Source organism: Nonomuraea muscovyensis, assembly GCF_014207745.1.
Taxonomy (GTDB): Bacteria; Actinomycetota; Actinomycetes; order Streptosporangiales; family Streptosporangiaceae; genus Nonomuraea; species Nonomuraea muscovyensis.
On the sequence record NZ_JACHJB010000002.1, the window covers coordinates 968,701 to 982,620 of the forward strand.

Sequence of the window (13,920 nt, forward strand, 5' to 3'; positions counted from 1 at the left end):
CCAGACCGCCCGCTATCTTGTGTCTTGGATTTAGGCTTGGCTAGAAGCAGGATAACCACGATGGCATGTGTTGACGAGACTCGTGTCCTGAAACGGAGGATCGCGCCCGTGTTGACTGGCTTCGTACCCTGGCCCGAGGGCCTGGCCGCCCGCTACCACCGCGAGGGCTACTGGCGGGGCGAGGTGCTCGGCGACCTGCTGCGCCCGTGGGCGCGCACCCATCCCGACAGGATCGCCGTGATCGCCCGCGGCCGTCGGTACGGCTACGCCGAGCTGGACGGGTGGGCCGACCGGCTGGCAGCAGGGCTCGCCGACCTCGGCATCGGACATCACGACCGGGTCGTCGTCCAGTTGCCGAACTCGGTGGAGTTCGTGGTCACCTGCGTCGCGCTCTTCCGGCTGGGCGCGCTGCCCGTCCTCGCGCTGCCCGCCCACCGCCGGGCCGAGCTCACCTACCTCAGCGAGTACGCCGGGGCCGTCGCACTCGTCGTGCCCGACGTGGTGCAGGGCACCGACCACCGGCTACTCGCGCAGGAGGTGCGCGAGCGGGTGCCCTCGGTCAAGCACATCCTGGTCGCCCCCGGCTCCGCGCGGACCGCCGAGGAGCCGCTGCCGCCCCATTCCGACCTCATCGCGCTCGCCGACGTCTCGGGAGAGGTACGCGAGCTCCCGCCGCCCGATCCCGCGGACCCGGCGTTCTTCCTGCTGTCCGGCGGCACGACCGGCCTGCCGAAGCTGATCCCCCGGACGCACGACGACTACGCCTTCCAGCTGCGGGCCACCGCCGAGGCGATGGGCTTCGACGAGCGGGGCGTCTACCTCGCGGTGCTGCCGGTCGGGCACAACGCCGCGCTCGGCTGCCCCGGGGTGCTGGGGGCCCTGCGGGCCGGAGGGAAGGCCGTCATGGCCGCCAGCCCGGCCCCGGACGAGGCGCTGCCGCTCGCCGGGCGGGAGGGCGCGACGCTCACCACGCTCATGCCCGCGTTCCTGCCGCTGTGGATGGAGACGGCCGAGCTGTTCGACGCCGACCTGTCGGGTCTGACCATCGAGGTCGGCGGCGCCCGGCTGGATCCCGAGGTGGCGCGCCAGGTGCGTCCCACGCTGGGGGCGACCCTCACCCACTGGTTCGGCATGGCCGAAGGGGTGCTGTGCTTCACTCGCCGCGACGACCCGCCCGAGGTGCCGGCGACCTCCCAGGGCACGCCCCTGTGCGCGGCGGACGAGCTGAAGATCGTGGACGACTCCGACATGGAACTGCCGGCCGGGCAGGTGGGCCACCTGATCGCGCGCGGCCCGTGCACCCTGCGCGGCTACTACGACGTGCCCGAGCACAACGCGACGGCCTTCACCGCCGACGGCTTCCTGCGCACCGGTGACCTGGCCCGCTTCGACGAGGCGGGCAGGCTCGTCGTCGAGGGCCGCGCCAAGAGCGTCATCAACCGGGGCGGCGAGAAGGTGTCGGCGGAGGAGGTCGAGTCGCATCTGACGGCGCACCCGGCGGTCCGGGCCGCCACCGTGGTCCCCGTACCGGACGCCACGCTGGGCGAGAAGACGTGCGCGTTCGTCGTCGCGGACGGCCGGGCGGCGCCCTCGCTGGCCGAGCTCAAGGAGTTCCTGAGCGAACGCGGCCTGGCGGAGTTCAAGCTGCCCGACCGCTTGGAGACGATCGACGCGCTGCCGCTCACCGGCGTCGGCAAGGTGGACCGCCGCGCACTTGCGGAGCGCGTCGCCTAGCCCCCGCCCCGCGACGCCTCCAGCGGACGCCGCGGGCGTGCGGCGGCTCAGCCGTCGAGGCGGTACAGCCGGTGGAAGCGGTCCGTGAGGTCGAAGCTCCGTACCCGGGTGAACCCGGCCGCCCGGGCCATCGCCTCGACGTGCGAGGCCCGCATGACGGTGCCGGTGGCCGCGGAGTCCTCCGCCGCGCGGCCGGCGGGCAGGCAGTGGAGCAGGCTCGTCGCGTACTGGAAACGCTCGATCTCGTCACCCGGCGCGGTGAAGGCGTCCGCGACCCTGGCGTCCATCACCAGGACGGCACCCCCCTCGGCCCGCATGCCGCGGCAGGCGGCCAGCGCCTCCACGGGGCGCGGCACCTCGTGGAGGGTGTCGAAGAGGCATACCACGTCATAGACGCGGCCCCGCGCCGCGAAGGCGTCGGCGACCTCGAAACTCACCCGCTCCGCGAGCCCTGCCTCCTTGGCGCGGGCGTTGGCCTCCGCGACGGCCTCGGCGTCGACGTCCAGGCCGACGACGCGCGCCGAGGGATAGGCCGTGGCCAGCGCGAGGCTGGCCCATCCCGCGCCCGAGCCCACGTCGACCACGCGGGCCGGCGCCGCGGACAGCCGGGCGTGCACGTCGGGCACGTGACGGCGCAGCCACGGGACGAGCTGGCGCGTGAAGACCGCCCTGTTGGCGCCGCCGTGGCCCTGCCGCCAGTCCTCGCCGTAGACGTCGTCGGGGACGCCGCCGCCGGACGCGAACGCCGCGAGCAGGTCGGGCAGGGCGCGCGCCACCCCGCCGAGCGGCAGCAGCGCCGTCGAGACCAGCGACAGCGGGTCGTCGGACGCGGTCAGCACCCGCTCGTGACCCGGCGGCAGGCGGAAGACGCGCCGCTCTCCCGTGCCCTCGGCAGCGAGCAGCCCGCACACGGCCTGCTGTTCCAGCCACTCCCGCAGGTATCTGGCGTCCAGGCCAGTGTGCTCGGCGAGCGCGTCCGCGCTGGCCTGGCCGTGTTCCCGCAGCGCGTCGTACAGTCCGAGCTTGACGCCGAGGTAGGCGGCCAGCGACTCCTGGGTGGCCAGGGTGGCGAGGAAGAGCCGCACGGACAGCGCCCGCGCGGCCGCCTCGGGGGACGTGGGAGCCGGCATGTCAGCCGGCGACGATCTCGCCGCGCTCCGTCAGCTCGCGCACGACGTGGTTCTCCACGGCCAGGATCGTGGTGATCTGCCGCGCCGTGGCCTCGTCGATCGGCGGCAGGTCGAACTCGTCCTCCAGCGTGAACGCCAGCTCCAGCAACGCCAGCGAGTGGAAGCCGAGGTCGTCGACCAGGTGGGCGTCGGGAGCGGCCGACTCGTCCCCGTTGGGCGCGAGCTCCAGCACCACGGCGCGCACGGACGCGCGGGCGTCGGCCTCGGTCATGGTGGAGGTCGTCGATTCGGTCATGACAGTCCTCTCAAGGTGTTCGTCTGGTCGCCGCTGTCGACGACCACGTCGCCCGGCAGCATGTCGTCGAGGAAGCGCCGCCACAGCAGGCGCCGTTTCGGCTTCCCGCTGGAGGTACGCGCGATGGAGCCGCGCGGCGCGTTGACCACGACCACGCGGGCGCCCTGCGTTCTCTGCGCGAGCAGGGTCCGGCAGGTCTCGAGCCATTCGGGGGCGGCCTGCTCGAAGAGGGCGACGGCGGTGGGCGTGCCGTCGCGCACCCCGAGGAGCGCGGCGACCCGCAACGGGGGGACCCCGGCCACGCCGAGCGCGGCCTCCAGGTCCTCGGCGAAGATCGCGCGCCCGCGCACCTTCATGCTGTCTCCCAGCCTGCCGAGGACGTAGAGCCGGCCGTCCATGAGGAAGCCGGCGTCTCCGGTGTGGAGGGCGCCGCCGGCGAAGCTCGACGGTGCCCCCGCGCCTTCTCCGACCGGGGCGGCGGGGGCGTCGCGCGTGACGTATCCGGCGGCGACGCTGGGCCCGGTGACCACGATCTCGCCGACCGCGCCCTCGGGCAACTCTCCCCCGTCGGGATCGTGGATGGCCACGTGGGCCCCGCCGAGTGGTCGGCCGCAGCCGATGAGCTGCTGGGCGTCCTCGCCGGGTGCCGCCAGTGCGACCTTGCGGCCCAGGGCCAGGCTGCCCGGCTCCACGGACAGGCTCGTCCACTCCTCCTCCAGGGCGAGCCCGGTGACCGCGAGCGTCGACTCGGCCAGCCCGTACGCCGGCAACACGGCGAGCCGGGTGAGCCCGCGTGGCCCGAGCAGCCCGTGGAAGCCCTCGAAGGCCACCGGGTCGAGCCGTTCGGCTCCCACGATGACCGTGCGCAGATGGCTGAAGTCCAGCCCCTCCACCTGCGCGGGCTTGACCCGCCGGGCGATGTAGGACAGCCCGAAGTTGGGCATGGCGGTCAGGCGGGCGCCGTGCGTGCCGAAACACTGCAGGTAGCGCAGCGGTGTGTGGATGAACTGCTCGGGTTTCATCAGCCAGATGTCGCTCTGGTTGACGACCGGGGTCAGCAGGCACCCGATCAGGCCCATGTCATGGTGGACGGGCAGCCATGACGCGGTGGGATCGTCGGGCGTCATCCGCAGCCAGCCGCGGATGGCGTCGATGTTGGCCTCGAGCGAGCCGTACGGCACGCGGATGCCGCGGGCCGCGCCGCTCGAGCCGGAGGTGAACTGGAGCAGCGCGAGCTCCGCCCGCGGGGCGCGGGCCCGCGGCTCGTCCGGGCCCGCCGCGAGCAGGCCCTCGACGCCGACCAGGCGCGGCGCCACGCCGCTCGTCCGTGCGATCGGCTGGAGCGTCTCGACCAGGTCCTCGTCGGCCACGACCAGGTGCGGCGCGGCGGAGCCCAGCAAACCCCTGACGTGGGCCGCGTACGCCTCCGGGTCCTGGAAGGTGAGCGGCGGGGCGACAGGCGACGGCACGCACCCGGCGACCATGGCGCCGAAGAGGGTTGCGACGAACCGGGGGCTCGACTGCTGCACGATGCTGACGACGGACCCCCGCGGAACCGCCATCTCCGCCAGCCCGGCGGCGACGCGGAGGCTGAGCGAGGCGAGGTCGGCGTACGACCAGGACTCCCACGCGTCGTCGGCGGCCGCGAAGCGGATGCCCCTGCCGGTCGCCGGGTCCTCGAGCCAGGACAGCAGCGGACGCGGGCCCATCAACGGCCACCCGTCGGCCCGCAAACCCAAGAAGCTTTCATCGTCATTGCGCTCCAACTCGACGCCGATGTGGAAAGCATAGACGAGGATCTGGCTTTTCGAGAGATACCAGATCATAGAATCGCTACACAGTCTCAAGGAGGCACGGTGACAGAGACACTCGGCCGGATCCGGAGCATGTCGGCGACGCTGAAAGCCAGGGCCGCGGAGTTCGAGTCCGCCCGCCGCCTGCCCGATGACGTGATCAAGGATCTCACCGGCGCGGGCGCCATGCGGATGCTGGTGCCGGCGAAGCACGGCGGGCCCGCCATGCACCTGCCCGACGCGCTGGCCGTGATCGAGGAGCTGGCTCGGGCGGACGGGTCCGTCGGCTGGACGGTCGGGCAGGTCACGCTCGCCCAGCTGATCTTCTCGTCCTTCCCGGAGGCGGCGCGGGAGGAGATCTACGCCTCGGGCCCCGACACACTCGGCGCCGGGGCCGTCGCGCCCAAGGGCAGGGCGGCCGACGAGGACGGCCACTGGCGCGTCACGGGCCAGTGGCCGTTCGTCACGGGCTGCCCCCACGCCGCCTGGGTCTACCTGACCTGCGTCGTCGTGGACGGCCGCGCCGTGCGGACGGGACCCGGCGGGGCGCCGGTGACGCGCATGGTGGTCCTCCCGGCCGGCGAGCTCGAGATCGTCGACACCTGGCACGTCATGGGGCTCCGCGGCACGGCGAGCCATGACGTGCGCGTGTCCGGCGTCCGCTGCCCCGACGTGCGCAGCTCCGCCCTGTCCGGCGACGCCAACCGGTTCAGGGTGGCACAGGCCGGGCTGCTCATCTCGGCGGTCAACGTCGGGCTGGCCCAGGGGGCGCTCGACGAGGTGATCGAGCTGGCCACCGACGGCAAGCGGCCCGCGTTCAGCAGGCGCAGGCTGGCCGAGTCGCCGCTGTTCCAGGACCGGCTCGGGGAGGCGCAGATGACCTGCGCCGCCGCGCGGGCGCTGCTGCGCGAGGAGGCCGGGGCGGTCGCCGCCGCGGGGACGCCGGGGCCGCTCGAACGGTCCAGGCTGCGCGCCACGTCGGCACGGGTCGCCTCGCTGACCGCCTCGGTGGTCGACACGGCGCACGCCCTCGCCGGCGGGTCGGCCGTCTACGAGAGCTCGCCGTTGCAGCGCCGGCTGCGCGACATGCGCACCTCGACCCAGCACTTCGTGAACGGCCGAGACTACTACGGAGTCCTCGGCGCGCTGCTCGTGGGCGCGGAGGTGGACCCGGCGCTGCCGTAGCGGTCCGCTCCCCCACCGCGCCCTGGCCGTGCCCCGCGGCGTAGGCGCCGTCAGGGCACCTCGCAGCGGGAGCGGCCCGCGCCGAAGTAGCGTTCGCGCAGCGTGCGCTCCTCCGCCGCGTAGGAGGTGCGGAACAGTCCGCGCCGCTGGAGCTCCGGCACCAGCAGGTCGCAGATGTCGTCAACCCCCGCGGACGGCGGGCACGGGATGAGGTTGAAGCCGTCCACCCCGGCCACCTCCAGCCACTCCTCCATGCGGTCGGCCACCTCGGACGGCGTGCCGTACAGGGTGACGGGCGCCTCCCGGCGGGGCCGGCGCGGCCGGGAGACGAGATAGCGGACATCGCCGACGGTCCAGGTGCGCTCGGGGCCGAGCCGGCGCAGGAAGCCGACGAAGGACTTGCTGCCCTCGGCCGCGATCTCGGCCACCGGCGTGTCATCCGGGCAGGCGGCCAGGTCGACGTCCATCCACCCGCACCACTTGGCCAGCTGGCCCTCGCCGCTCCACAGTTCGTTGTAGAGCCGCGCCTTCTCCTTGGCCTCGGCTCTGGTGGCGCCGACCATGACCATGCCGCCCTGCAGCACCTTCACGGCGGCCGGGTCGCGGCCGGCCGCGGCCACCTGTTCGCGCAGGCCGGAGACCTGGGGCGCGCCGGCCGCCGGATCCGACATGGTCAGGAACACCACCTCGGCGTGCCTGGCCGCGAACGCGGTGCCCCGCGGTGAGGCGCCCGCCTGGTAGAGGACGGGCGTGCGCTGCGGGGACGGCTCGCACTGGTGCGGCCCGCGCACCTCGAACCACTCCCCCTTGTGGTCGATCTGGTGGACCTTGTCCGGGTCGGTGAACATGTCGGCGTCGGCGTCGAGCACCACGGCGCCGTCCTCCCAGCTGCGTTCCCACAGCGCTCGGACCACGGCGACGTACTCGTCCGCGCGGTCGTAACGGACGTCGTGGTCCAGGTACTCGCCGAGCCCGTTGGCGGTGGCCGAGCGCAGATAGGAGGTGACGATGTTCCACGCCACCCGCCCGCCGGTGAGGTGGTCGAGCGAGGTGAACAGCCGGGCGCACTCGTAGGGCTGGTGGTAGGTCGTGGAGTAGGTGACGGCGAAGCCCAGGTTCTCGGTCGCCGCGGCCAGCGCCGGCAGCAGCAGCGCCGGGTCGATCGAGGGGATCTGCACGGCGTGCCGTACGGCGGGCCGCCAGGAGCCCTGGTAGACGTCGTAGACGCCGTGCACGTCGGCGAAGAACAGCGCGTCGATGCAGGCCGCCTCCAGCCGCCTGGCGATGTCCGTCCAGTGCGAAAGGGACCGGTAGCCGGTGGCCGTCCGGTCGCCGGGATATCGCCACAGGCCCTTGAACTGGGGAGAAGGCGAGCACTGGGTGAAGACGTTGAGGTGCATGTCGGCCGTCCTCCGGGATGAGAATCTCGTATCTTTCGACGCTAGCGCGCAAACCCGAGATATCACACCTCTTGCCTCTTCTTGTATCTGGTCAATACGCTGAGGCAATGCGCACACGGATCGACATCGCGTCGTACGTGCGGTTGACCGAGCTCGCCGACTACATCGTGCCGTTCGCGTTACGGGTGGTGTGCGACCTGGGCGTCGCCGACCACCTCGTCGACGGGCCGCTCTCCGTCGACCGGCTCGCCGAGTCGACGGGGTCCCACGCGCCGTCGCTGCGGCGCGTCATGCGGGCGCTGGCCTGCAGGGGCATCTTCACCGAGGTGAGCGAGGACCGCTTCGCGCTGACGCCGCTGGCCGAGCCGCTGCGCAGCGACCACCCCCTGTCCCTGCGTGAGGCGTACCCGCTGCTGCCCGGCGACGTGAAGGCGTGGGCCCATTTCGACCACAGCGTCAGGACGGGCGAGCCGGCCTTCGATCAGGCGCACGGGCAGAGCTACTGGGACTACCTGGCGCAGCGCCCCGACGAGCTGCGCGCCTTCAACGCCTCCCAGCAGGCGGCCACCAGGCTGGAGCTGCGCACCCTGCTGCCGGCCTACGACTGGGGGTCGCTGGAGACGGTGGTGGACGTGGGCGGAGGCAACGGGGCGTTCCTGGCCGGGCTGCTGGCCAAGTTCCCGCGCCTGCACGGCACGCTGCTCGACCAGCCGGACATGGCGGCGCAGGCCCACGAGGTGCTCGCAGCGGCCGAGGTCGCCGGCCGCTGCGAGGTCGTCGGCGGCAGCTTCTTCGACGAGGTGCCGCCGGGCGCCGACGCGTACCTGCTCAAGCGGATCCTCTACGGCTGGGACGACGAGCGCGCGGTGCAGCTGCTGCGCACGGTCGCGGCCGCCATGAAGCCGCGCAGCAGGCTCCTGGTCCTGGAGCCGGTGCGCAAGCCGGGCAACGAGTTCGACGTGGGCAAGACCTACGACCTGCTGCTGTTCGCGATGGCGGGGGGCCGGGTGCGCGGCGCCGACGAGATCGGCGCGCTGTGCGCCCGAGCCGGGCTCCGGGTCGAACGCGTGGTGGACACGATGATGCTGCCGATCGTTGAGGTAAGGACAGAGGAGACGCAGGGATGACCAGAGCTACCTCCACGGCTTTGAGCAGCAATCCCACGAAGCTGGCCATGGAGATCGTGTTCAAGGCGCCCAACGCGGTGACCGACCCCTATCCGTACTACCGCAGGCTGCGCGAGCTCGCCCCGCGGTGCCGGCTCACCTTCGACCAGGGCGTCGCCCTGATGCTGACCTCGTACGACGACTGCCATTTCGCGCTGACCAGCCCGCACATGACGCACGGCGAGCAGCGGCCGCGGCTGGGCGATCACCGGGGCCAGGGCAAGCCGCGCACGATGATGTACATGGACGGCGAGCCGCACGCCCGGCAGCGCGGCCTGGTCGCCAAGGCGCTGACGCCGCGCCGGGTCGGCGCGCTCAAGGACAGCGTGGCCGCCCTGGTCGACGAGCTGCTCGACGGGCTGGAGAAGCGGATCGGGCCGGGCGGCGGCGAGGTGGAGCTGGTCGACGCCTTCACCTTCCGGCTGCCGGTCGCCGTCATCGGCAGGCTGGTGGGCGTGCCCGACACCGACTGGGAGATGCTGCGCACGCTCACCAGGCGGGCCTCCGCCTCGCTGGAGATGCTGGCCCCTCCGGACGTGCTGCGCGCCTCCGACGAGGCGTTGCAGGAGATGGAGGACTACTTCGGCGACCTGCTGCGCAAGCGCCAGGCCGAGCCGCGCGACGATCTGATGTCCGCGCTGGCCCACGTCGAGGAGAACGGCGAGAGGCTGGCCGCGAGCGAGATCACCGCGGTCACCGTGCTGCTGTTCGGGGCGGGCTTCCAGACCGCCACCGATGCCATCGGCAACGGCGTGACCGCGCTGGCCGCCAACCCTGACCAGGAGCGGCGGCTGCGCGAGCACCCCGAGTTGCTCAAGTCGGCGACGGAGGAGCTGCTGCGCTACGAGAACCCGCCGCACCTGCTCGGCAGGTACGTCCACGACGACACCGTGTGGCCCGACGGCACCGAGCTGAAAGCGGGCCAGCACCTGCTCATCATGCTGGGCGCGGCCAACCGCGACCCGGCCAGGTTCGACGACCCGGAGCGGCTCGACCTGGGCCGCTTCGCCGTGCCGGAACCGCCGGCCCAGACGCTGTCCTTCGCCTGGGGCCCGCACCACTGCCTGGGCATCCACCTGGCCAGGATGGAGCTGCAGCTCGCCTACCAGGGGTTGCTGAGCAGGTTCAGCAAGATCGAGGTGCTGGACGAGGAGCTCAAGTGGCGGGAGAGCAACTTCCGGGGGTTGCACGAGCTGAACGTCCGACTCACTCCGGCCTGATGCCTGACCTGCTGCCGGTCGGCGTGAGCGTCCGCGACCTCGTGGGCGAGCCGGCCGGCGGCCCGCTGCTGCCGGAGGAACGCGCGGCGCTCGGCCCGGTGAGCGAGCAGCGCCGCCGGGAGTTCGCCGCCGCCCGCCGCTGCGCCCGCGAGGCGGTGCGCGCCCTCGGCCTGGTCCCCGGGCCGCTGCCGCCGGGGCCGGACCGCGCGCCGGTCTGGCCCGGCGGGCTGGTGGGCAGCCTCACGCACTGCCGCGGCTACACGGCGGCGGCGGTGGCGCCGCGCAGCGGCTTCCGGACCGTGGGCATCGACGCCGAGCCGTGCCGCCCGTTGCCGCGCGGCGTGCTGGCCAAGGTCGCCGACGCGCGGGAGCGGGCTCACCTGGCGTCCCTGCCGCCGGGCGTCCCCTGGGACACCGTGCTGTTCTCCGCCAAGGAGAGCGTCTACAAGGCCTGGCACCCCCTGGCCCGCACGTGGCTGGGCTTCGCCGACGCCGCACTGGTCATCGACCCGGCCGCGGGGGCCTTCACCGCGACCATCGGCGTCGGCGGTCCCGTCACCGGTTTCACGGGCCGCTTCGCCGTGCGCGGCGGGCTCGTTCTCACCGCGATCGCCCTGGAGGAACCATGCGCCTAGAAGACCACCGCCTGCTGACGGCCGGTGGCTCCTATCTCGACGACCTCCCGCTGCCTGGCGCGGCGCACGTGGTGTTCGTCCGCTCCGCACACGCCCACGCGCGGGTCACGGACGTGGACGCCGCCGCGGCCGCGGCCATGCCGGGCGTGCTCGCCGTACGGCGGGCGGCCGAGGTGGACCTGGCGCCGCTCGCGCCCGACCCGCCGATGCTCAACCAGGCGATGGCGCAGCCGATCCTGACCGAGGTGGCCAGGTTCGCGGGCGAGCCCGTCGCGGTGGTCGTGGCCGAGACGCGGGCGCAGGCCGGCCGGGCGGCCGCCGCCGTGAGGGTGAACTACGAGCCGCTCCCCGTGGTCACGGATCCCGCCCGGGCCGCCGGCGACGAGGTGCTGCTGCACGCCGAGGCGGGCACCAACGTCGCCTTCAAGCTCGCCTTCGCCAGGCCGGCCGGGCGCGGCGACACCTTCGACGGGTGCGAGGTCGTGGTGGCGCAGGAGATGGACAACCAGCGGCTGGCCCCCTGCCCGCTGGAGGTGCGCGCGGGGGCGGCCCGGTGGGAGGGCGGGCGGCTCACCTACTGGGGGTCGACGCAGGGGGTGCACCTGTGGCGCGCGGCCCTGGCCAAGTCCCTCGGCGTCGACGCCGCCGAGGTCCGGGTGCTTTCCCCCGACGTCGGCGGCGCCTTCGGGGCCAAGGGCCTGCCGTACCCGGAGGACGTGCTGGTGGCGTGGCTGGCGCGCGCGCTCGACCGGCCGCTGCGCTGGGCGGAGACCCGCACGGAGAGCATGGTCGGCCTCGGCCACGGACGGGCGCAGCGCCAGCTCGTGGAGATCGGCGGCACCCGCGACGGCCGGATCCTGGGCTACCGGCTGACCGTCCTGCAGGACTGCGGCGCCTACCCCCGCATCGGGGCGTTCCTGCCCTACGCCACGCGCACCATGCTCACCGGGGTCTACCGGATCGAGCGCGCCAAGTTCACCGCGTCGAGTGTGGTCACCAACACCACGCCCGTGGTCGCGTACCGGGGCGCGGGGCAGCCGGAGGCCACCGGCGCGCTGGAGCGGGCGGTCGACCTGTTCGCGGCGGAGATCGGGATGGACCCGGCGGAGGTACGGCGGCGCAACCTGATCCCGCCGGACGCCTTCCCGCACCGGACGCTCACCCGGGTCACCTATGACGCGGGCGACTACCCGGCGGCGCTGGAACGGGTGCTGCAGGCGGCGGGGTACGAGCGGCTCCGCGAGGAGCAGCGGGCACGACGCGCCGGCGGCGGGGTGCGCCAGCTCGGCGTGGGCCTGTCGGTGTTCGTCAAGGTGTCCAACGCGGACACGCGGCCCGAGCACGCCCGGGTGGAGGTGCGCGCGGACGGCACGGCCGAGGTCACGTGCGGCACGTTCGCCCACGGCCAGGGCCACGTGACCGCCTACGCGGCGCTGGCCGGGCAGCGGCTCGGCATCGCACGTGAGCTGGTCGAGGTGCGGCAGGGCGACAGCGACGAGCTGGCCGAGGGCGGCGGGACGGGCGGGTCGCGCTCGCTGCAGACCGGCGGGGTCGCGGTCAGCCGGGCGGCGCAGGCGGTCCTGGACCGGGCCCGCGAGCTGGCGGCCAAGGAGCTCGGCGTGGAAAGCGTCGAGTTCGACGGCGGGTTCGGCGGGCTGACCTGGAGCGACGTGGTGGCGGTCAACGGCGCGCCGATCAGCGCCGAGGTCTCCTATCAGGCGTCGGCGGCCACGTTCCCCTACGGCGCCTACCTCGCCGTCGTCGAGGTGGACACGGAGACGGGACGGGTGTGGCTGCGGCGCATGGTCACCGTGGACGACGCGGGCCGGATCCTCGACCCGGTGCTCGCGGAGGGCCAGGTGCACGGCGGCGTCGCGCAGGGCGTGGCCCAGGCGCTGTTCGAGCACATGCGCTACGACGAGCAGGGCCGTCCCCTCACCGGCACGCTGGCCGACTACCTGTGTGTCAGCCCGGCGGAGCTGCCGAGCCTGGAGACGATCCTGATGGAGACGCCGACCCCGGTGAACGAGCTGGGCGCCAAGGGCATCGCCGAGTCGGGCGCGGTCGGCGCCCCGGCCGCCGTGCAGAACGCCGTGGTGGACGCGCTCGCGCACCTCGGCGTCCGCCACGTGGACCTGCCCGCCACGCCCGAGCGGGTGTGGCGGGCGATCGCTCAGGCGGGGCGCACCGTGAGCGGCACGGACGCGTAGCCCCTCAGGTTGGGGTGCAGCCGCCGGACCGGTGGGCCGGCGGCCTCGATCTCGGCGAAGCGGGTGAGGAGCCGCTCGAGGACCACCTGGCCCTCGAGCCGGGCCAGCGCCACGCCCAGGCAGTGGTGCGCGCCGCCGCCGAAGGCGAGATGCGGGTTGGGCCTGCGGCCGACGTCGAAGGTCCCCGGGTCGGGGAAGACCAGCGCGTCGTGGTTGGCCGAGCCGATGAGCAGCAGCAGCGCCCGGCCCGGCTTCACGGTACGGCCGCCGAGCGAGATGGGCTCGCGCACCATCCTGGCCATCGACTGGATCGGCGCGTCGTAGCGGACGATCTCCTCCACGGCGGTGGGCAGCAGCGAGCGGTCGGCCTTGAGCCTGGCCAGCTGGCCGGGGAACCGGGTGAGCAGCGCCAGTCCCGAGGTGACCAGGTACATGGCGGTCTCGAAACCGGCGAACAGCAGGAAGATCGCGTTGTCCACGATCTCGTCGTCGGGCAGCCGTCCGGCGAGCCTGGACAGCACGTCGTCACCCGGGCGGCGCCGCCTGTCCGCCAGGAGTTCCCGCACGTACCGGTCCAGCCACCGGGCCGCCCCATCGTCGGCCATGCCCTCCTCCGAGGCCGCCATCGGGATGAAGGCCCGGCCGAGCGCCATCGCCTTGGGCCAGACCTCCTCGCGGTCGCCCTCCGGCACGCCGATCAGGTCGCAGCCGACGGCGATCTGCAGCGGCAGCGCCAGGTCGCCGACCGCGTCGAACGCCGTGCGGCCGGCGAGCAGGGAGTCGACCAGGCCGGTCAGGCGGTCGCGCAGCCCGCGCACGACCGTGGGGTTGAGCGCCCGGCCGACCTCCTTGCGGATGCGCGTGTGATCGGGAGGGTCGAGGCTCGACACGATGCGGGTCAGCAGCCGGTCGGCCGTGCCGCCCGCGGCGGCGAACGGCGTGCGGAACCCCTCGGGGAAGGTGTGCCCCGCCCGCTCGTCGCGCAGCAGCCCGGCCACCTCGGCGTGACGGGTGACGACCCAGGTGGCCGGGCCGCCCCGGCACAGCGCACCCGCCTCGCGGAGCCTGGCGTAGGTGGGGTACGGGTCGTCGAGCACCTCGGGGTCGAACGCGTCGAACTTCGGCGGCAGCGTCTGCCGTGTCATCTGGGCG

General features: G+C 73.6%; 11 protein-coding genes. 6 read left to right on the plus strand and 5 right to left on the minus strand.

Translation table 11 applies throughout. From position 1 onward, the window contains the following. The first annotated feature begins 108 nt into the window (after window positions 1-108). Complete coding sequence (locus FHU36_RS21135; protein WP_185085660.1) at window positions 109-1,734, plus strand: (2,3-dihydroxybenzoyl)adenylate synthase; 1,626 nt, start codon at window positions 109-111, stop codon at window positions 1,732-1,734. Window positions 1,735-1,781: 47 nt separating this feature from the next. On the opposite strand, the gene FHU36_RS21140 is transcribed toward FHU36_RS21135, so the two are convergent. From FHU36_RS21140 to FHU36_RS21150, 3 genes are read right to left on the minus strand one after another with little or no spacing between them, the layout of a single operon-like run. After that, entirely contained in the window at window positions 1,782-2,864 is a 1,083-nt protein-coding gene (locus FHU36_RS21140; RefSeq protein WP_185085661.1) for a class I SAM-dependent methyltransferase, read from the minus strand. 1 nt (window position 2,865) lies between these two features. Further along, entirely contained in the window at window positions 2,866-3,159 is a 294-nt protein-coding gene (locus tag FHU36_RS21145; protein ID WP_185085662.1) for a phosphopantetheine-binding protein, read from the minus strand. After that, a complete protein-coding gene (locus FHU36_RS21150) occupies window positions 3,156-4,868 on the minus strand; it encodes an AMP-binding protein (RefSeq protein WP_185085663.1) in 1,713 nt (570 codons plus the stop codon). Before FHU36_RS21150 ends, FHU36_RS21145 begins: the two co-directional genes overlap by 4 nt. 147 nt (window positions 4,869-5,015) lie before the next feature. Between FHU36_RS21150 and FHU36_RS21155 the strand changes: the two genes are divergently transcribed. Then, window positions 5,016-6,137, plus strand: a complete 1,122-nt coding sequence (locus FHU36_RS21155; protein WP_221496495.1) for an acyl-CoA dehydrogenase family protein — start codon at window positions 5,016-5,018, stop codon at window positions 6,135-6,137. Window positions 6,138-6,187: 50 nt separating this feature from the next. Here the strand turns inward: FHU36_RS21155 and FHU36_RS21160 are convergent, their stop codons facing one another. After that, on the minus strand, window positions 6,188-7,537 hold the full coding sequence (locus FHU36_RS21160; RefSeq protein WP_185085664.1) for an LLM class flavin-dependent oxidoreductase: 1,350 nt from the start codon (window positions 7,535-7,537) through the stop codon (window positions 6,188-6,190). A 107-nt stretch (window positions 7,538-7,644) separates the two neighbouring features. Here FHU36_RS21160 and FHU36_RS21165 point away from each other — a divergent pair, with 107 nt between their 5' ends. Genes FHU36_RS21165 through FHU36_RS21180 form a run of 4 tightly spaced genes read left to right on the plus strand, consistent with a single transcriptional unit; the run spans window position 7,645 to window position 12,768 of the window. Continuing rightward, the gene (locus tag FHU36_RS21165) at window positions 7,645-8,664 is read left to right on the plus strand and encodes a methyltransferase (protein WP_185085665.1); all 1,020 of its coding nucleotides are present in this window, start codon (window positions 7,645-7,647) and stop codon (window positions 8,662-8,664) included. Continuing rightward, complete coding sequence (locus FHU36_RS21170) at window positions 8,661-9,923, plus strand: cytochrome P450 (protein ID WP_185085666.1); 1,263 nt, start codon at window positions 8,661-8,663, stop codon at window positions 9,921-9,923. Before FHU36_RS21165 ends, FHU36_RS21170 begins: the two co-directional genes overlap by 4 nt. Then, the gene (locus FHU36_RS21175) at window positions 9,923-10,558 is read left to right on the plus strand and encodes a 4'-phosphopantetheinyl transferase family protein (protein ID WP_185085667.1); all 636 of its coding nucleotides are present in this window, start codon (window positions 9,923-9,925) and stop codon (window positions 10,556-10,558) included. Before FHU36_RS21170 ends, FHU36_RS21175 begins: the two co-directional genes overlap by 1 nt. Next, entirely contained in the window at window positions 10,549-12,768 is a 2,220-nt protein-coding gene (locus tag FHU36_RS21180) for a xanthine dehydrogenase family protein molybdopterin-binding subunit (RefSeq protein WP_185085668.1), read from the plus strand. The genes FHU36_RS21175 and FHU36_RS21180 overlap by 10 nt, the downstream gene beginning before the upstream one ends. On the opposite strand, the gene FHU36_RS21185 is transcribed toward FHU36_RS21180, so the two are convergent. Continuing rightward, entirely contained in the window at window positions 12,732-13,913 is a 1,182-nt protein-coding gene (locus FHU36_RS21185) for a cytochrome P450 (RefSeq protein ID WP_185085669.1), read from the minus strand. The genes FHU36_RS21180 and FHU36_RS21185 overlap by 37 nt on opposite strands. Window positions 13,914-13,920: the final 7 nt, after the last annotated feature.